The sequence below is a fragment of the Mesorhizobium sp. B2-3-15 genome (genome assembly GCF_006442875.1).
Lineage (GTDB): Bacteria > Pseudomonadota > Alphaproteobacteria > Rhizobiales > Rhizobiaceae > Mesorhizobium > Mesorhizobium australicum.
This window is the reverse complement of the sequence record NZ_VFVO01000004.1, coordinates 162387-180420: the sequence shown is the minus strand read 5'-3', so window position 1 is coordinate 180420 and position 18034 is coordinate 162387. Positions and strand designations below refer to the sequence as shown.

At 62.2% G+C, this 18034-nt stretch carries 15 protein-coding genes and 1 pseudogene; 9 read left to right on the top strand and 7 right to left on the bottom strand.

The window, feature by feature from the left end; translation table 11 throughout:
• Positions 1 to 21 precede the first annotated feature (21 nt).
• Positions 22 to 960: a sugar phosphate isomerase/epimerase gene (locus tag FJ954_RS10375; RefSeq protein WP_140661273.1), complete on the top strand. Its 939-nt coding sequence runs from the start codon at positions 22 to 24 to the stop codon at positions 958 to 960.
• Between the two features lie 117 nt (positions 961 to 1077).
• On the opposite strand, the gene FJ954_RS10370 is transcribed toward FJ954_RS10375, so the two are convergent.
• Both FJ954_RS10370 and ligD read right to left on the bottom strand, forming a co-directional pair.
• Complete coding sequence (locus FJ954_RS10370) at positions 1078 to 1350, bottom strand: response regulator (protein ID WP_140661272.1); 273 nt, start codon at positions 1348 to 1350, stop codon at positions 1078 to 1080.
• Between the two features lie 392 nt (positions 1351 to 1742).
• Positions 1743 to 3515: a DNA ligase D gene (gene ligD, locus FJ954_RS10365; RefSeq protein WP_140661271.1), complete on the bottom strand. Its 1773-nt coding sequence runs from the start codon at positions 3513 to 3515 to the stop codon at positions 1743 to 1745.
• Between the two features lie 421 nt (positions 3516 to 3936).
• Between ligD and FJ954_RS10360 the strand changes: the two genes are divergently transcribed.
• Entirely contained in the window at positions 3937 to 6147 is a 2211-nt protein-coding gene (locus FJ954_RS10360) for an EAL domain-containing protein (protein ID WP_140661270.1), read from the top strand.
• Positions 6148 to 6586: 439 nt separating this feature from the next.
• Here FJ954_RS10360 and FJ954_RS10355 read toward each other — a convergent pair whose 3' ends face one another.
• Positions 6587 to 7063, bottom strand: coding sequence for a hypothetical protein (locus tag FJ954_RS10355; protein WP_140661269.1), 477 nt, complete (start codon positions 7061 to 7063; stop codon positions 6587 to 6589).
• Between the two features lie 522 nt (positions 7064 to 7585).
• On the opposite strand from FJ954_RS10355, the gene FJ954_RS10350 reads away from it, so the two are divergent.
• From FJ954_RS10350 to FJ954_RS10330, 5 genes are all read left to right on the top strand, one after another.
• Positions 7586 to 8470: a DUF3991 and toprim domain-containing protein gene (locus FJ954_RS10350; RefSeq protein ID WP_140620440.1), complete on the top strand. Its 885-nt coding sequence runs from the start codon at positions 7586 to 7588 to the stop codon at positions 8468 to 8470.
• A 967-nt stretch (positions 8471 to 9437) separates the two neighbouring features.
• A complete protein-coding gene (locus tag FJ954_RS10345) occupies positions 9438 to 10025 on the top strand; it encodes a hypothetical protein (RefSeq protein ID WP_140620438.1) in 588 nt (195 codons plus the stop codon).
• Positions 10026 to 10587: 562 nt separating this feature from the next.
• Entirely contained in the window at positions 10588 to 10773 is a 186-nt protein-coding gene (locus FJ954_RS10340; protein ID WP_140620436.1) for a hypothetical protein, read from the top strand.
• A gap of 221 nt (positions 10774 to 10994) precedes the next feature.
• Complete coding sequence (locus tag FJ954_RS10335; protein WP_140661385.1) at positions 10995 to 11909, top strand: zincin-like metallopeptidase domain-containing protein; 915 nt, start codon at positions 10995 to 10997, stop codon at positions 11907 to 11909.
• Between the two features lie 407 nt (positions 11910 to 12316).
• Positions 12317 to 12613: a DUF736 domain-containing protein gene (locus FJ954_RS10330; protein WP_140620432.1), complete on the top strand. Its 297-nt coding sequence runs from the start codon at positions 12317 to 12319 to the stop codon at positions 12611 to 12613.
• A 500-nt stretch (positions 12614 to 13113) separates the two neighbouring features.
• Here the strand turns inward: FJ954_RS10330 and FJ954_RS10325 are convergent.
• The 4 genes and pseudogenes from FJ954_RS10325 to FJ954_RS10310 all read right to left on the bottom strand — a co-directional run.
• Positions 13114 to 13344, bottom strand: a pseudogene (locus tag FJ954_RS10325) (WGR domain-containing protein); the annotation flags it as partial.
• Positions 13345 to 13516: 172 nt separating this feature from the next.
• Positions 13517 to 13999, bottom strand: coding sequence for a helix-turn-helix transcriptional regulator (locus FJ954_RS10320; RefSeq protein WP_140620428.1), 483 nt, complete (start codon positions 13997 to 13999; stop codon positions 13517 to 13519).
• Positions 14000 to 14176: 177 nt separating this feature from the next.
• On the bottom strand, positions 14177 to 14512 hold the full coding sequence (locus tag FJ954_RS10315; RefSeq protein ID WP_140620426.1) for a hypothetical protein: 336 nt from the start codon (positions 14510 to 14512) through the stop codon (positions 14177 to 14179).
• Positions 14512 to 15210: a ParA family protein gene (locus FJ954_RS10310; protein WP_140620424.1), complete on the bottom strand. Its 699-nt coding sequence runs from the start codon at positions 15208 to 15210 to the stop codon at positions 14512 to 14514. Before FJ954_RS10310 ends, FJ954_RS10315 begins: the two co-directional genes overlap by 1 nt.
• A 353-nt stretch (positions 15211 to 15563) precedes the next feature.
• Between FJ954_RS10310 and FJ954_RS10305 the strand changes: the two genes are divergently transcribed.
• Both FJ954_RS10305 and FJ954_RS10300 read left to right on the top strand, forming a co-directional pair.
• Positions 15564 to 15878, top strand: coding sequence for a plasmid mobilization relaxosome protein MobC (locus tag FJ954_RS10305; RefSeq protein WP_246677770.1), 315 nt, complete (start codon positions 15564 to 15566; stop codon positions 15876 to 15878).
• Positions 15878 to 18022: a conjugal transfer protein TraA gene (locus FJ954_RS10300; protein ID WP_140620420.1), complete on the top strand. Its 2145-nt coding sequence runs from the start codon at positions 15878 to 15880 to the stop codon at positions 18020 to 18022. The genes FJ954_RS10305 and FJ954_RS10300 overlap by 1 nt, the downstream gene beginning before the upstream one ends.
• The last annotated feature ends 12 nt before the right edge of the window (positions 18023 to 18034 follow it).

Below are 18034 nucleotides of genomic sequence, written 5' to 3'. Positions count from 1 at the left end.
AACCGAAATGAGGAGCTTCCGATGAAGATCGGCATGATTACGGACAGCCTCGGCGACCTCTCATTCGACGAGATGTTAGCCGCCTCCGCCGAGCTTGGGCTTCAGACATTGGAGTTCGCGTGCGGAAACTGGTCGTCGGCGCCCCATATCGACCTGCAAGCCATGCTCGCGAGCGCTGCCGCGCGCAAGGAGTTCGTCGCCAAGATCCGGGATCACGGGCTGACGATTGCAGCGCTCAATTGCTCGGGCAACCCACTGCACCCGGGCCCCCAGGGGAAACTCCATCATGGTGTGACACAGGACACCATTCGCTTGGCCGGCCTGATGGAGATCGACCGTGTCGTCATGATGTCAGGCTTGCCGGGCGGACCGGGCGACGCCAACCCGAACTGGATCATCACCGATTGGCCGCCGGAATGCCTCAAGATCCAGCGCTATCAGTGGGAGGAGCGGATCATTCCCTACTGGCGCGACCTCGTGGCGTTTTCAAAGAACCTTGGCATTCACAAGCTATGCTTGGAACTGCATGGCCATCAGGCCGTGTACAATGTCCAGACATTGTTCAAGCTGCGTGACGCTGTCGGAGAGACGGTCGGGGCCAACTATGATCCCAGTCACTCGCTGTGGATGGGGGCGGATCCGATTGCCGGCATTCGCACGCTCGGCTCGGCCATCTACTATGTCCACGCCAAGGATACCCGGGTCGAGCCCATCGTCGCAGCCATCGACGGCACGCTGGACCCGCGCCCACCACAACTCTATGCCGAACGAGCGTGGAATTACATCACACTAGGATACGGTCACGGTGAGACCTGGTGGCGGCAGTTCTGTACCGCTCTCAAGCAGGTTGGCTACGACGACGTCTTGTCAATTGAGCACGAGGACATGATGCTGACCCCGATGGAAGGTATGCGAAAATCCGTTGCGCTGCTGCGCAACGTCGCAATCAACCTGTCTTAATCGGCGACTTGGCGAAGTTGGCTGCAAGCGCATCGGGCGCGCCCCCGTCATTGGAGCTGACCGCGATGGCAGCCCGGGTTGGATGGCTTGCCGAACGCAATGCCGCGACTGAATACGTCATCCTTGGCCACGGGGGTCACTGCCGGTGTGGACAATGAACGGCACGCCGCGAGCTACGAGCGTCTTTGCCAAGGCGGAGCATTCTCCGTCCTTCAACGAGACATCCAGCACGGCGGCGTCTGGTCGGGCTGCCGCCAAAAAGGTTTCACCTTCCGCACATGACGCCAGCACAACCGCGTTGAAGCCACCGTCATTCAGCGCGGCCTCGATATCGAAAGCGATAAGGGCCTCATCTTCCAGGATGAGGACGACGGGTTTTTCCGAAGGCATCCGTATCAGGCAGGCAGGGGTTGGCTAATCGAGTTCTGCACAGTCTTTGGTTGCCATTTTTCCCGTATGCCCCCCATAACAAATGGTGGTATCCAGTCGCAGACAAGGAAGATGATGGTCGTTTCCAGCCGAGCGCGGCTGCGGAAGCCATCGGGCCAATGCACGTCGGGAGTAATCGCCGACCGCTCCGGCAGGGGATCGCTTGCACCAGCCTTGCAGGCGCGCGGATCGGGCCAATGACAATTGCCGCGTTGAGGCCGCTCCGGCAGTGCTCGGCTCCCGGCGACCTCATGCGTGACCGAAGCGGCACGATCCCTTACCGCGCCGGAATCGAGGCGGCAAGGGCAGCAAAATTGGACAGCACTGCCAAAGCACGCCGCACTGGCTTCACCTCAGGCTGCTTTCCTGATGACTGCCTTGAACGGGTGATCCATGGTGAAGGCGTCTGGACGCACCCCCCGTTCAACCTGGCCCCATGTCACAGGGTGTGCGATGGGAAATCCGAGGCGTGCTCGTGGAGAGAACGCGCCCACGGCCGTGTTGCCTCTCCCGTTGCGAAGGTAATCGATGAAAATACGTCCCGTTCTTGCCGCCGGGGCAGCAGACAGGAGGTAGCGGTGGGGATGAGCGTCAGCGAGGCACCGGGCAAGCGATTTGGCGAGTTGCCGGGCGTTGTCGTGGGTCATCTTTGTCTCAAGAGGGGCCATCAAATGGATGCCCTTGCCACCGGTGACCTTGGCCCAACTCTTCAGACCTGAAGCCTCTAGGATGTCACGTAGCGCCAGCGCCGCTTCGATCACCTGCTCCCACTCGACGCCCTCGCCAGGGTCGAGGTCCAGCACGACGCGGTCGGCCCGCTCGATGTCGTCGATGGTGGCGTTCCACGGATGAAGTTCGATAGCATCCATCTCGACCAGCCCGAGTAAACCGGCGAGATCATCCACCCACACCCGCACGCCCTCCCCACCCTCGCGCTTCTGGACGCGCAGCTGATGCACGGCGCCCGGCACATCGGGCAAGAGGCCCTTGTGATAGAACGTGGTCCCGCTCGCGTGGCGGACCAGCTTCAGTGGTCGGTGGCCGAGATGGACCAGCGCTTGCTCGGCAACCTGTCCCCAGTAGTGCATAAGGGCTTCTTTGGAAGGCGAGATCGCGTCCGGCAGCAGCTGAAGAACGTTCTCACGGGGAACTGCGTCTCCCTCGGCCCTGTTCCGCCGCTTCGACGGGGCGAGCGGCTTTGCGGGCATCGTGACGAGATCTTCGCGAAGGCCTTTGAATACTGCTTCGCGCAAGATGCCGCGGTCGGTGACGCCGCTGAACTGCACCTCGGCCAGAACGTCCGGCCTAACCCAGGTGGCCTTGGGCTTGTCGATCGGCTCCGACAATGGCGGCTTGTCGACAATCAGCGAGTCCAGTCGCTCCCGGAGCTGTCGTGCGATGCTCAAGCTGTAGCCGCTCTGGGCTTTGCCGGCATAAAGCAGCCGGTCGCCTTCACGCCTGCCGATGTAGAGCGAGGCGATCCGGCGCGGTTGAGCGCCAAGCTTCTCGACGAAAGCCACGACAGGAAAGGTGTCGCTCTTGATGCATTTGACCTTGACCCAGCTTGTCTGAACGCCGGAGCGATAGGGGGAATCGGCAAGCTTTGACACTATGCCTTCCAAGCCCATACGGCAGGCGTGGGCGAACATATCCATGCCGCTCACCTCGAGATGTTCTGCATAGGTTAGCGTCGGCGCTGAACCCATGAGCAGCTTCTCCAAGGCCGCCTTGCGCTTCAAAAGCGGCTGCTGCCGAAGATCGCTGCCGTTGAGATGAAGCAGGTCGAACGCATAGAAGATGAGCCTCGGCGAGGCCGGATTGCCTAGCTCCCGTTCCAAGGCCTGGTAGTCAGGGAGCCCGGTCTCGCCAAGAACGACAGCCTCGCCATCAATGATCGCGGACTTTGCCGGTAGGCTCGCGGCGGTCTCAACGATTCGCTTATACCGATGTGACCAATCGTAACCCCGGCGCGTGAAGGCTCGCGCTGTTGCACCCTCCACAATGAGTTGGGTCCGGTAGCCGTCATACTTGATCTCGTGAAACCAGCTGCCGCCGTCAGGAGCTTTCTCGACCAGCGTTGGCGATTGGAACTCGATGAATGACAGGCGGTATTCGGTCTTGCTCATGCGCACGCGAACTCCTGGAATCGGAGTCAAAACGTGGGACCGCGATGAGTTCCGATAATTTTAGCGAAATTGCATATATCCGGGATGGCGATGTGCCTGCTGACAGACACGTCGCGCGTCTATCCCTATCCTCACAGTTTAACCCAAGGCGCTTTGTACCGTGCGATAGGTCGTGGTAGACCATCCCAGAAGCGGATCAGTTGATCTGAAAAGCTGTTGACGTTGTGGTCTCAGATGCCGTGGCTGCCGCCGCCTCGTCCAGCTCTCGCCGGTTTTCATCCTGTTCGTCGCCGGACTGGCGCGTCGGCTCCGCGGCGATGTAGCGACCCCGAACAAGCCTGCCGGGCAGGGCACGCGCGGCCCCTTGTCGCGCAGGGCCTTTTAACGGTCCAGAAGTGTTCATCGCTTATATAGCGATCTCATGAAACTGCTGCGACATTTTGCCGAACCGACCGGTCGTCTCTTCCTGATGCGAACGGCTTTGCCCGTCATTGGGCTGACACTGCTCATTGCAGCAGCCGCGACAGGTCTATTGCTTTGGTCCACGATCCAGACTGACCACGTTGCCGCGGCGCGGCAGAAAAGTCTGGTTGGACTGATCACGTCCAAGCTGGAGAGCGCAGTAGCGCACGACCAGGAGAGCGTCACGGTTTGGGACGACGCGGTCAACGCACTGCGCAGCGGCGATGCGAAATGGCTCGATACCAATCTCGGCAGCTGGATGCACACCTATTTCGGTCACGACCAGGCTTATATTCTCGATGCCAATGATGCGCCGGTCTACGCGTTCACCGATGGGTCGACAGCTGACCCGGGCAGCTACCGCGCCATACGCGCGACCACCACGCCCCTGGTCCAGACTTTGAGGGCAAGGTTGAAACGAGGCGATACCGAAGGTGTGACGGAACAGGTGCTCACCATAGGCGCCTCCGATCTGGCCGTTGTCGCCGGCCATCCCGCGGTCGTCAGCATCAAGCCCGTGGTTTCCGACAGTGGCCGCATCGCGCAGGTGCCAGGCCAGGAATTCCTGCATGTGGCCGTTCGCTATCTCGACGGCAGTTTTCTCACCGCCTTGCGCCAAGACTATCTGCTCGATGGCGCGCGGTTCTCCTGGGCCGATAAGCTTGCGTCCGGAGAGGCTTCCTATCCCGTTGTCGACCGATCTGGAACTATCGGCTTCTTCGTTTGGCGGCCGTACCGGCCCGGAGCATTTGTCCTCTTTCAACTCGTGCCCGTTCTCGTCCCCTTGTTCGGCCTGGTGCTGGCGGGCGTCATCATGGCCCTCGTCGGCTTTCGCAGGCGGACACTAAAGCTGATCGAAACCGAGGATCGGATCTACCACCTCGCTCATAACGATCTGCTTACCGCGCTGCCCAATCGCGGTCAGTTCAACGAGCGTCTGGCAGATGCATTGGCGCGCCTGCCGTCGACGGGCGAGCAGCTCGCGGTTCTTTACCTCGACCTCGACCGCTTCAAGCAGGTCAACGACAGCTTTGGCCATCCAGCGGGTGACGAATTGCTCAGGGAATTCGCCGACCGGCTAAGGCGGCTGACGACTGAAGGAGACACGGTGGCGCGTCTGAGCGGCGATGAATTCGTCATCATTCAGCGTTCGGTCGGCGGCGAGGATGAGGTCAAGGCGCTGTGCGAGCACTTGATCGAGTCCGCCCGTCGGCCGTTTCAGGTCGCCGGGATCCAAGTCTTTGTCGGCGTGAGTGTCGGCGTGGCGGTTGCACCCAAGGACGGGTTGGACACGGTCGAGTTGGTGCGGAAAGCCGACGTGGCGCTCTACCATGCCAAAGCGGGGGGCCGCAGCAGCTACGCCTTCTTTGGGCATGAGATGGATCGGACGCTGGCGATGCGCAAAGGCATGGAACAAGACCTGCGCAACGCGCTGGATGCAACCGGTCGGATCCAGGTCCACTATCAGCCCCTATACGACGCTGACACAAACCGGATGACGGGTGTCGAAGCGCTGGCCCGCTGGTCTGATCCGGAGCGGGGCTGGGTTGCACCGGATTTGTTCATACCGCTATCGGAGGAAACCGGTCTGATTGAAAAGCTTGGCGAACTGGTTCTCAGGCAGGCGTGCCTTGACGCGGCGGACTGGCCCATCGAGACCTTGGCGGTGAATGTGTCGGCCCTGCAGCTGAATAATCCCAGTTTCGCCATGCGGGTGACCAGTATCTTGTTGGAGACGCACATGGACCCGCGGCGGCTCGAAATCGAAGTTACCGAAAGCGCTCTGTCGGAGCGCCGGAGCGAATGCCGAAACAACATCGAGGCTCTGCGCAGCATCGGGGTGCGCTTTGCACTCGACGATTTCGGCACCGGCTTCTCCTCCTTGGGAAGACTGCAGACGCTGGAAGTCGACAGGATCAAGATCGACCGAAGCTTCGTGCAGGGCTTTGGTCGTTCCAACGGTGACGAGGCCATCGTTCAGGCGATTATCAACCTGGCCCGTGCGACGGGACTTAGTACAACTGCCGAAGGGGTCGAGACCGAAAGCCAATGCGATTACCTGCGCGAGCTCGGCTGTGACCAGCTCCAAGGCTTTCTACTGTCGAGGCCACTGCCCAAGGGGGAGCTTCAAGAGCTTCTCGGGGTCGTGTCAGCGCGCGCCTCTGCATAGGAAGCCCAGCCGGGCCGAGCCATAGAAGGCTGACCAACGCGCAGCGCAGCGTTCCGGCAATCGATACGGCACTCCTGGCCGGGGGTAGTCTGTCCCGCGTCCCGCCTGCGGCGGCGCCATGCTGACGCTCCTTAGGCTACCCTTTTAACCGGTCTCGTCGTTGCAGTCGGTCCCGCGTCGCGCCTGCGCGCCGCAAGGGCTGACGCTCCTACGGCTGCCCCTTGCATCAGGTGGCCGCTGGCGAGCCCGAGGTGACCGACCTCGCTGGACGCCGCTGGCAGCGCGTAGCCGATCCGTTGAACTTGAGGAGCGGCCGAGGAGTCGGTGCTGCGCATTGGCGACGGGACAACGAGGTTGCTGACGTTCTGCATGGTTCGACACAGAAGCGAGCCGCCTGTCTCTAAAACGCAATTCGGCTGGCGCGCCATGTAACCGACCCTCAGCAGCCCTGGACCTTCAGTGATTTGACCATGCGAATGATAAGCGGATCATAAGGGACCTTCTCGGTGCGAGCATAGTTGACGGTAAACAATGCAGCTCTGTTCCGGCAAATCTTGATAGCCCGGACATAAAGGATCTGGCCCTCCTTCACTCCTGAATAGCTGGCCCATTGCGGCGTCACTCGCTTATAGGTCACCTTCCAGCCGTCGTTCTCGTTCACGGCAATGCGATGCTCGATCTCGGTGCGAAAGCTTGCCTTGCCGAGTTGCGCCCCCCAGACGGCAAGAAATGCTTTGTGTCGGCCTTCGAAGGCTGCCCCTTGATCGGTGCGTTGGGCAAGTGCAAACCCCGGGGGAACGTCGAATACGAACCCGAGATGCTTGATGCCAAAGCCCTCCCATTGCGCCGCACCCAGCAGTGTTGTGGGGATCATCATGGCGCCCAAACTGAGCAGAAAAAGGGGGAGACGTTTCATGGGTGTAATCCTGTCGTCGTGTGGCCTGCGCCTGACAGCGCAGGCCGGCCTGGCGGAGGGCAGCCACCCGCGGCTCCAAAGCCAGCGGACCTTTTCAAATCTGACTTGGCGCTCTTTGTTCCATTAGGAATCAAGAATATGCCGGGCACCCGCGTCGGGGCCTAATGGCGCGCGCCAGTTACAGGTAGCGCTGCCGGCCGGCACCGGCAGCGGCCGGGTTGCCGCGCTGCGCCAAGGTGACCGCTCCAGGAGCCACGGATCGCGCCTCGACGAAAACGGACATATCCACACTGTGTGCGTTGCTGACGAGAAGTGCTGCCGAAATCATTGGTCATCGCTGCCGCTTGCGTGCTGCGCCCGGCAAGGGAAGCGGCGCCGCGGTCTCGTCTGCCTCGCAAACCCGGCACAAATGCGCATCACGCCCGCGCCCTTGCCTGCCTTGCTCTTCGCGGCCTCCGGTCCCTGTCCAGAGAATATTGGGCGGACTCGAAACAGGGAGCGCGACAAGGTGCGCGAGCGAAGATGGAAAAAGTAAAGCTTGAAGAGCTGAAGGACAAGGTGCCCTGCGCCGCCGTGCTTGAGCACGCGGGCTTCGCCCTCGATCTCAAGGAAAGCACGCGCAAGGCGATGAAATATCGCCGCGACGCATCGATAATCATTGTTATCCACGAGGGCAAGGGCTGGTTCGACCCGCTCTCGGATGCCAAGGGAGATGTCTTCGGGCTGCTTGAGCATCTCGAGGGCATTCCCTTCGTCACGGCGATCAACGAAGTCGCGGACCTCGTTGGTATCGCGGTTACCGCGCCGGTGTGGCAGCGCAGCTTCCGTCAGCGGCAGCCCGAACTGTCGATAGCAGATCGCTGGCAGGCCCGGCGCAAGCCATGGCTCGGATCGGCGACTTGGCGCTACCTGCGAGACGGTCGCCATCTCCCCGAGCCGATTCTGCGCGCCGCGGTTATGGCCGGTCTCCTGCGCGAGGGGCCGCATGGCAGCATGTGGGCGGCGCACACTGATGCAGATGGCTCCGTCACCGGCTGGGAAGAACGTGGACTGCACTGGCGCGGCTTTGCCACCGCCGGTGCCAAGGTACTGTTCCGCTTCGGCCGCCCGGAGGCGTCCCGCCTCTGCGTCACCGAGGCGGCCATCGACGCCCTAAGTCTCGCTGCGCTGGAACAGCTTCGTCCCGACACTCTGTACCTCAGCACGGCCGGTGGCTGGTCGCCGGGTACGCACGCAGCGATCCACGCGCTTGCTGTCAGGGCAGGTGTCCAACTCGTCGCCGCCACCGACAACAATGCCCAGGGCGAGGTCTATGCCGGCAGGGTTCTAGCGCTCGCCGAGGCGGTCGGATGCAGCGCCGAGCGGCTGCGCCCAGAATTAGACGACTGGAATGCCGACCTGACATGAAGGCGCAAAAGGATGGGGAGGAGCGGTCTTGACCCCTCCGGTCGCGGTGGCAGCCGCAGGAAGCTGTCCGGAAGGGCTGAAGAAGATGGTGCGCCATAGGGGATGTGCCTGCATGAAGCCGGCCATGAGCCGCGGAGTGGTCGCGATCCGGGTCCGCCGCACTTGCTCGCCAGGCCCAGCTCTGCGCTCCACTGCCATCGAGCGCCCCGAGATCGGTGCGGGTCTCCGACCGGCCGGCGACTATGTCGAACTCGTTCATATCGGCCCCGCGTCGCGCAGCCGCCAAGCATGGCTCTTGGAGCTTGGCTATCCGATTGGGTGACCAAAGCGTCTCGTCGGGTTAAGCCGCGCCGTCGAGGCGGAGTTGCGGGGCCCGTTCACACCCTTCCTGGCGGAGCGGCAGCCGGAGATTGACGCGTTGCCGCGGCTAGCTGGCGCGGCGGACAAGCAATCGCCAACAGTTGTCGACCTGCAGGGCGAGGCGGGGATATCTGCGAGCAGGTGGAGCGATGCAGTTGTTCGCGCGAGACCTGGCGCGCTGCCGGCGATACCGCATCCGGCAAGCACACCGGCACCGTCTTGGTAAGGGTGCTCGCGGCACGATGGGACAGGTCCAGCCCGCTGGTCAGGCACATGGTCTTGAGCGCCTGTCCTTCCCTTTCCGTTTCGATAACTAGGCCCGTGCCGGTCCTCCCCGGGCTTGAAGCGGTCCTGAACCGGCGGTCGTTCACTTCAAGGCCGCGTTCCGCGCCGCGCGGCGGCCGGAGCGATCCAGTCTCGGCATAGCAGCCCCGCGTCCCGCGCGAGGGCTGGGAAGGAGCCCTGCTTGGCCGCAAACCTGCCCTGCTCGCCTCGGTCCACCCGGACCTTGAAGCGAACGCCGCTCGGCCGGTTCTGTGGGTCCGCGCCCGAGGGCGGGCCGGCACGGAGCCGGTCTGCGCTTCGGAAACCGAAGAAAGGATGTGTCATGATCAAGAAAGCTGCCAATCCTCGCTCTACCGCTCGCGTGGTGCCGCTGCGCAAGGCAACCACCTTGCAGATGGTGCGGTTCGCCTGCCCCGATGCCGCGCAGTGCTCTCTCGTTTCCGAGAGCTTCGGCCTGCCTGTCCTCGACAGCGACGGCATCCGCGACCTGCACGAAAAGCTGATCGTCGACACCGCAGCAGCGCTGGACGAGGGGCTTGGCGAGCGCGCCATGCAGATCCACCTGCAGCGCGTCGTCGGGGCCTTCGTCGGGTCCGCCTACGGCGCCGGCCAGTTCTACAGCCGGGCGGTCTCCCAAGCTCGCGACGCAACCGCCAAGTCCGCCTGTGACGATCGGGACGAAGATGTCGGTGGTCCCGTTGGTTTCGACAGCGCCGCCCAGCGCCAGCGCGAGTTCGCTGCGGACATGGCACTCCAGGCCCACGCTTTGCGCATGGCCGCCGAGGGGGCCATCATCGCCTATGAGCACGTTGTTGGCGAGGTCTGGAAGCCTTTCGAGCGGTCGGTCGAGAACTCTGGCCCCACAGTCGACCGCAAGGCGGCCGAGCTGCAGATGGCAGCTCTCGGGTAGGCGCCTTCAGGGCGGGGCTCTGCCCCGCTCTTCGCTTGCCGCGCCCCAACTTCTCCCGCCTGCCTCGGCGGGGGAGGTCTACTGAACCCGGGACCCGCCAACTCAACGGATGGTCCTAGGGCCGACCCGTTGGCTCGAGTGTTGGTGGCGCATGCGGATTTGCCTCAAGGATCGATAAAGATGGGTCAGGCACTACACAGCCGTTGAGAGATCACGTTGCCGCGGCAATTCCAACGCTGCTCAGCTTGGGTCCGGCAGGTCGCCCGGCCGCGCCAAATGTCCGACAGAATGGCCGCCGCGGTCACGCTGCCGATCCATGGAGCCGCCTTCAGGCCAGTGACATCGGATGCGGCCGAGCACTGCCGGCCCGGACTTGAGCAATCCAATCCCGCTCTTTCGTGATGGCTTTCCTGGTGCGGCGCGGTCTTCCACGATCAACCCGCAAGGGGTCCGCTAGCAAGCTGCGGCCGCTCGGCTGTCGCCTCGCGATGATCGCGCCCGCCGCCGCACCCCGACGCAGCCATTGAGCGGGGATTGGCCCGCTCCAAGATGGAGCCCTCAGATGTCGCACGATCTCACTCTTGCCCAGAAGGCCGCCTGGCATCTCGCCCGCACCCTCATGGCCCCAGTCGTTCTCTTCCAGGTCGACGCCGAATTCGGCATCCTGCCCGCCGACGAGCTCGATGACGCAGAGGTCGAAATCCTCTGCGAATACGATCCCTACCGGGGCGGCCGTGCGATTCGCTGAGCCGACCCTTCTTGCGAGACGTATCGAGGCGGCGCCCAGCGCCGCCTCTTTCGCGCCCCGTCTTTCCCGCGGTCCTGGCGCAGCAAGACAGTCAGCGCAACGGCTGCGCCGTCCTTCGCTGGCGCTATGGCCCTGCGGGTGCGCTGCCCGTCTTCCTTCGCCACCGGCGGACCGTGACGGGCCGCGATCGGCGCGGCCTCCAAAACCAGAGGTTCAGAGAGATGAGCAGAAAAGGGCCGCGCGTCGACATCTATGCGCGGATCACCGATCGGATTGTCGCCGATCTCGAGAGGGGCGTCCGCCCCTGGATGCAGCCATGGCACTGCGCCACCGCCGTCGGTCGGGTGACCCGACCGATACGGCATAACGGCATGCCCTACAACGGCATGAACGTGTTGTTGCTGTGGTCAGAGGCAATCGCGCGGGGCTTCTCCAGCCCGATGTGGATGACCTTCAAGCAGGCGCTCGAGCTCGGCGGGGCGGTGCGCAAGGGAGAGTCGGGCACCCTGGTGGTCTTCGCAGGCCGCCTCACCAAGACGCAAATCGACGCCTCGGGCGAGGAGTTCGACCGCGAGATCCCGTTTCTCAAAGCCTACAGCGTCTTCAACGCCGGCCAGATCGAGGGTCTGCCCGACCAGCTTTATGAGCGGGTTGAGCCGGTTCGTGAGCCGGTCGAGCATATCGTTCACGCCGACCGCTTCTTTGCCAACACCGGTGCGGTCATCCGACACGGCGGCGATCGCGCTTACTTTTCGCCTGCGACCGACCATATCCAGATGCCGCCGCCCCAAGCCTTCCGCGATGCGGCGGCCTATGTCGCGACGCTCAGCCACGAGGCCACACATTGGACATCGGCGCCGCAACGGGTGAACCGCGACCTCAGCCGGTATGCCAAGGATCGCAGCGAGCGGGCGCGGGAGGAGCTCATTGCCGAACTTGGCAGCTGCTTCCTTTGCGCGGATCTGGGCATCGCGCCGGAACTCGAGCCGCGGCCGGATCACGCGAGCTATCTCGCCTCCTGGCTTCAGGTCCTTGCCAGCGACAAGCGGGCGATCTTTTCCGCTGCCGGTCATGCACAGCGAGCCGTCGCCTTCCTGCACGATCTTCAGCCCGCGCCCTCAATGCCACCGGACTGAGCCATCGCTTCGCGGCCCCTCCGAGATACCCGCATTATCACGGTCACACTTGCCGGGCCTCAGGATCGCGCCTGGATATTGGACATAGCATCGCCAGCGGCGGTTTTGGCCTCGCCGAGGGTCCTCTGCTCCACGCGGTTACCAGAGGAGCGTCCACTACGGCCTTTCTTGGTGGCGTATCTCACACCGCGTCCAGCTGCTGCGCAGCCCGACTTCGATCCCGCAACAGCCATGCCGACCTTCTTCCCCGCCGTGCTGCGCGCGGCTTCCTCGCGCGCCAAGAAGCTCGGCGCTGCGCTGCCTCCCACTCGCGTTTTAGCCCTGCGGGTGCGGGCCGGTCGCGTGGTGCCCTGCGATCGCCATCAAGGCCGCGATGGTCGCGACCTGATACAGCAAGGAGAAAACCCATGGCTCAGATCGGCACTTTCACTCGCAACGAAGACGGCTCGTTTGTCGGAGTTATCAAGACGCTCAACCTCAACATCAAGGCCCGCCTGATCCAGGCCGAGAAGGAAAGCGATAAGTCGCCCGACCTTCGGGCCCTCGCAGGGACCATCGAGATTGGCGCCGGCTGGAAGAAGGCAGCCAAGGAAACCGGCCGAGAATACCACTCCGTCAAGCTTGATGATCCAAGCTTCCCCGCTCCGATCTACGCGAGCCTGGTCGAGAATGACGAGGGATACGCTCTCATATGGTCGCGCTGAGGCGGCCACGCATTGGACGCGGCGCTCCCCCGGGGCGCCGCGATCCTGCGAAGGGGCAAGGCGAGAACTCCGGCGGCGAAAGCTCGACCGCAAGCCTGCTCATCCGACGGGTCGCGAGCCCTTTGTCGGCGAAGGGTCACCCACGGCGCTCAAGCCAACAGGGTCCCCGACGATCCCGGGGCGTCAGACGATCGTCGCTTCAGCGGCCCAATGCGCCAACCTGTTGGGGACAAGGAGGGGGCAGGTTTTCGCTGTTCCGTTCTCGATGGCCTGGCATCGGCAACCGACCGCGCAGCGCCCGCCGAACAGGCCGGGCGCTTGGCGCAAAGGCGAGGCATGAGGTCATTTGGAATTGGGCGCAGCATCGATGCGCCACGCCTGCCTGCTTACTTCGTGCCAGGGGTCGTGATGATCATCTGTGATGCCTTGCCGGCAAACGGCACCGGCTGGCACGCCGGATCGGGCGCACCTGCCGGGGAGACCTCATGGGGATTGCCCGAATATCCCCGATTGGACTTTTGCGCGGCCAGCCGCGACAGCGCCGCAGCTGCTTGCAGGCAATCGTCGAAAAACTCGACTTTCTGACGCCCACGTGTGCCGATGCGGCCCCATTGCCGTACAAGGGACACGTCACCGAACAGCGTGGGTTGCAATGCCATGACATAGTACCGCGCCATGTTGCGGGCACTGTCTATGCGCCGCAGGAACAGTGGATGGGTCGCGTGCTTCATGCATCGGATTATCTGCGTTCGCCCAAATACCGTCCAATGCATTTTCTGAATCGGTGGTTCGAGACCGATTCAAAACTTTGATCGAATAGCGGGCTTTCGGGCCGGGCCAGTTGCGGCCGGCATGAGCACGTTGCCGCCGGCCGGGAATCGGGGACAGGGCGCGGCGATCGCATCATCGATCGCCCGGATCGTCTCCGGCACTTGCGCCGGCGAGACCCTCGACAAGGTTCAACAGGCCTGATGCCGACGAAGCCGGCATATCAAGCACACGCAAAATCAGTTTCAGCTTATCGTCAGCTTCTTGCCGGTTCTGGCCGAAAAAATGCGGGGCAGCAAAATGGATCATTTCGATCGGTGAGCAGTCGAGAATCTCGCAAACATGAATGAGTCTCGTCGCATGCAGCTTCGAAAAGGCCCGCTCATAGCGTGCAAAGATAGTCTCATGCAGGCCGACCATGGTTCCCATCTGGGCGCGATTGAGCCTTCTGGCTTCGCGGCGTTCGCGCACAAACCGACCGAAGGCCTTCTCCATATCGCCGAAGCTCCGTACGCCTTCGAAGCCGGGTTTCCTGTAGACCGGCTTTTCGGATTCGGCGTCTTCCGTTTCGGTGAGTGCGTGCTCGTGAATGTATTTCTGAAGGTCCTTGATTGCCATTTCGAGGGCTTTTGCCAGCTCCTGTGCGTGTCGAGAAAGCACATCGATAGGACGTGCCTTTCCACCTCAAATTGCCCGATGTGAGAAAAATCAGAGCCAACTTGACCGCGAGTCTAGCAGGGGAGGGGTCTGACATCAAATTCCGCGATCCGCCAGGGAAGAACCACGTGGCTGGAGTTATAGGCCTAGCTCGTCCAAATACTTGACGATCGCCGCTTCCACGATTGCCTGCATCGTTGTGTCGTCATGGAAGGCTGCCAGTTTCAAGCGGCGCTTGGTTGGCCGGTCGAGGTTCACATTGACAAAGCAGCTTTGCCCCTTAACGCGCTCTCGTTTCATCCGGCGCAAGGCTTTTCGGGCCTCCTGTCGAAGGTCGCTCCGGTTCGGCGACGTGCGGTCTGAGTTAGGGTCAGTGCTGACTAGATCCGACGCACGATCTTCATCACCTCTCACCGCTTGCTTCCTGGCAGCGAGCGCGAACTCGTCGAGCGACAGGGTTTCCCTGCCGCTCATCAAGCGGGCCCCGCTTCTGCGCCGGAGCTCAGCAGTGCATCGATTTCGCTCACGATCTCTTGGGTCTCGCGCCGCGCTTTGGCGACAGCCTCGGACAGCGTCTGCATCTGGAGAGTGCCGATGCCGTTTTGAATGTCCTTGTAGACGTTACGCTCCATAACCTCGGTACGAAACAGATAGGTTCCGACCTTGTCCTCGATGATTGGCCTAATCTTGCGGTAGAGCTCTGTCTGGCGAACCGTCATCGAGATGCGGGTTCGCAAAACACCATGCCGGCATGCGCTGGCGCGAGCCTCGTTGATCCTGAGTACGGAGTGAAAGCAGTCGATCGCGCCAAGGACCTCGCGTTTAGACGGCTGCACAGGAGATATCACCAGGTCGGACCAACCAATCACCGGATCGATCGTAGAAATATCCTCTCCAGGCGTGTCGATGAGGAGGTAATCGAAACGGTGGCCATGGCGCTCAACGAACGCGTCCAAGGACTTGGCGGTCTTGTGGCTGAAAACGCTGATGCCTTCCGGCTGCGCGTTCTTGTCGTGGCACTCGCTCCACCATTTGGTCAGATTGCTTCTCCCGTCCATGTCGACCATGGCCACGGCTGAACCGCGCAGTGCGTACTCGCCAGCAATGTTCATCAAGGCGGTGGTCTTGCCGGCGCCCCCCTTGCCATTGATGGCGGAGATCACGACAGGCATGAGCGAGCTCTCCTCATAAACGTGTGTTCCTACATCCACTTGAATCCAGATCTGTTCGAAAGTGGATCAGTGGACAGATGGATTTCCATCAATATAGAAAAACACAGTCAAAACTACAAGAAAAATCAGTTCAATTGCGGTAAACAGGAAAATTCGATGTCAAAGCGGTTGGCAGGATACGCAAAAACGTGATACGTTTTTTCTGACGATCGAGGGACTGGCCCTCGATCCGCGGCTTCGGCCGCGAACAAGGCAGAAGCGTAATGACGAGAGCCGGCGCAGCTATCGCAAGACGGCCGCCGAGGCGGGAGAGGGTCGCACATATCCGGTTCGCCCCGGATGAGCTTGCCGTCATGAAATCGGCCGCGAATGGCGCCGGCATGTCAGTGTCCGCCTTCATCCGCACACTCGCCTGCGAGGGTGCGGGCATCCGCCCGTTTCTCAATGATGCCGATCGCGCGATCCTACAACTCCTCGCCGCGGATCTGAGTGCTGTTGCCAATGGCCTCAATCAAGCCGTACGCGCGCTCAACACGGGGCGGTTAAGCTCGGTTTCGGATATCGCCGCAGCTGCCGATGATGCCCGCGCAATTTCATTGACGGTCGCTGCAGAGCTGTCCCAGATGACGAAACGCGCCGGCGCGGCGCGGCGCTCGGGGGCTGGCTAATGGAATTTTTCCTGGGGGCTTTCGAACGGGAGTGGGAACGGCGTCGCGCAGCGCTGCTTCATGAAATGCAGCGGGGGCGCGACGCGCATGAATGTGACTGGCGGCGAAGGGGCGGGGTGGCGTTGGCACCAGACGAAACGGTAAAGCGAGGGGACAGGGCGCGCGCCGGCCACAATGCCAGCGCGCGTTCCTGTCGCACCGGAGCTGTCGCGCCGAACCGATCGATGCGTCAACGGTTCACAGCCGTGGCTCAAGGGAGCCAGCCTGCGGTGGTCAAGCTCACGTCCTATGGTCGTGGAGCGCGTATGGGTGCGATGGTGAGCTACGTCTCCCGGAATGGCGAACTGGCCGTAGAAACCGACAAGGGCGAGCAGATCATCGGCAAGGCGGGCCTGCTGCAACTTCGCACCGAATGGGAGCATCTTTTTGATAATCGTGCCTCGAGCCGGGACGTAAGTCTGTTCCAGGTGACGGTGAACTTAAAGGCAAGCGATCGCGAGCATGACCAAATCGTTCGCCACGTCCTGCGCGCCGCCTTCGGCGAGCGCCGGTTCGTTTATGCAATGGAGCAAGCGGACGGCGAGCGTTTGCGGGTGCAGGGGGTCCTGCTCCTGCGCGGGCCGGATGGCGAGCGCCTGACCGGCGACGCGAAGGCCGCGGCAATCGCCCAAGAGCGGTTGAACAGGAGCAAGATCGGCAGCGACGTCCAGGCACGGGTTCTGTTCCACGGTCACGGCAATGGCGTTGCCTTCGCAACGAGCCGGATTCGCCAAATGGTGGAGCGCTTCGAAGGGCGGGTCCGTGATGATACGGACAGCCATATCGAGACTGTCAAACAAGCCGGCGATCTCGTCCAGAAAGACTGGCGCAAGCAGATGCAAAGCCGCACAGGACGCGACATCATGCATCTGGTCGCCTCGGCGCGCGCGGGCACCGATCAAGCTGCATTTCGAGATGCCGTGCGGGAGTTCCTTGGCGATCAATTCCCCGGGCATCGGTATGTTTATGCCATGCACGATCCGTCTGACGATCCAAAAGTGGCAGGGCAGGGTGGCAAGCGGCCCCATGTCCACGCCCACGCGATCGTCACCATGCGTGCGGAGACAGGAGAACGCATCGAGACGAGCCCGCGGGAGTTTCGGGAATGGCGCTCACTGATGGCTGAGAAGGCCCGGGAGCACGGAATCCGCATGGAGCTGACCGACCGCCGCGAGTTTGCAAGTGCGCCGGCCTATGCTCGTACTCAGGTGCGTCCTGTCAGCTATGTCGGCAGAAGCGAGCATGAGGGCACCAGCCAGCCGGCACAGGCACGCTATGCAGCCAAACGTTCCAATCTCCGTCACGCGGCGAGGTCCATCCGCAGTACCAAATACGTGACGGAAGTTGGTCAGGCATGGAGCGCAATTGCGCGCGATAGCCAAGATAAGAAGGTGGCCGAGTTCGCCGCAGATCAGCTCGAACGAATCCGGGCCGCGTCACGTTTCACCCAGATCGCGACTGAGAATGAATTCTCTCGGCAAACACCGGACGGGGACGACCCCAAAGCCGTTTTGGCCCGGGAACTTTTTGGAGGCGAGGAAGCTGCCATGCTTGCTATGACACGTCCTGAGTTCGAGGCATACGAAAAGCGGATAGGGACTATTCTGGCGGACATTGAGCGCTCAATCGAGCCATGGGAGCGCAAACAATTCAACGAAGTCGTTGAAGCCGCGCGCGAAGTGATGACCGTCCGGCGGGAAAACCTCCGCATTTCGGAACAACAGCTTGCCGCCAGCGAAGCTGACCACAACACCCCAGTTCGCAGTGGCGAGCTTTCGCAGTTGTTTGAGAGCGGATCTCGAACCCCTCAAACCACATCGAACTCAAAGCACGAGCCGATTTCAGGGAATGCGCCTGTGGTCCGCAGCCGGGAGGTTGCCCAGGAGGATCGGCTGCGCAGCGCCCATCAAGCTCTTGATCCCCGCGATCTACGTGCGGGTGAAAGGACGGGATTGCCCAGGAAAATAGCGGGTCAACAAAGAGGGCTGCCGGAGCCGAGTTCGCCACGACAGGATCCACACCAGCAATCCGCGCAGCGTACGCCAGGATTGGAGCAGGAAATCGAAGAGAGGCACCCGCGTGACCGCAACGAGCGCGAGCGCTAGACCAATGACACC